The sequence below is a fragment of the Vibrio sp. 1401 genome, assembly GCF_033340295.1.
The window spans coordinates 1-718 of record NZ_JAWOWF010000343.1 but is presented as its reverse complement, the minus strand read 5'-3'; the positions used below and the strand labels follow the sequence as shown (position 1 = coordinate 718).

Sequence of the window (718 nt, the reverse complement as noted above, 5' to 3'; positions counted from 1 at the left end):
TTAAGCGCAAAACAATAGAGCTCTCCGAGCAAAATGTTTACAAGGAACAATAAAATGAAAAAACTGTTACTCGCGGCTTCGGTTGCATTGCTTGCTGCATGTTCAGCGCCACAACAACCGCAACTGAACCTAATGCCTGAAAGCACCTTGAGCACCAATCCTATTGTACAAGGCAAAACATACAGCTTGACCAGCAAAGACGTGCGCGCAGCGCAGTACGTAGCTTTGGTTGATAACGGTCGTTCAAACATTCTACCACTTCATGCGAAACAAAACTTACGCATTGCATTAGAAGAAGCTTTAGAGAAACAGTTCTCATCTCAAGGTTTCCACTCTGATTTAAACAGCAACAACGCAATTGAACTGAATGTTCAAGAAGCGCTAGTGAACGTCAAACATTCCGTGATGGAAAACCAAATGGATGCCAAAGTGATACTAGAGATCACAGCAGAAACACCACAAGGCAAATTGGTGAAAACCTATACAGGTACTGCAAAACGCTCTGGCACTTTAAGCGCTTCAGATTCTGATATTGAAGAAACACTGAATGATGTAGTGACGTTAACGCTTAAAGAAATTGCTAACGACCCTGAACTTCGTCAGTACATGCAGGAGCGTTTCTAATGTTACGCAAAGCGATTCTTTCTTTAGCATTACTTAGCTGCAGTGTTTGGGCAGGGCCAAAAGTGGCGTTTGAAACAACGTTAGGTTCATTTAC

1 protein-coding gene and 1 pseudogene are annotated in these 718 nt (G+C 42.5%); both read left to right on the top strand.

Annotated features, from left to right (window positions below; translation table 11 throughout):
* Nucleotides 1-54 precede the first annotated feature (54 nt).
* Entirely contained in the window at nt 55-624 is a 570-nt protein-coding gene (locus R7Z77_RS25525) for a YajG family lipoprotein (RefSeq protein ID WP_005456550.1), read from the top strand.
* Nucleotides 624-718: pseudogene (locus tag R7Z77_RS25520) on the top strand (peptidyl-prolyl cis-trans isomerase); the annotation flags it as partial. The gene R7Z77_RS25525 and the pseudogene R7Z77_RS25520, both read left to right, overlap by 1 nt.

What these genes read in the sequence shown, in the direction of transcription:
- R7Z77_RS25525 (WP_005456550.1), top strand. Translation starts at nt 55, where the DNA reads ATGAAAAAACTGTTACTCGCGGCTTCGGTTGCATTGCTTGCTGCATGT.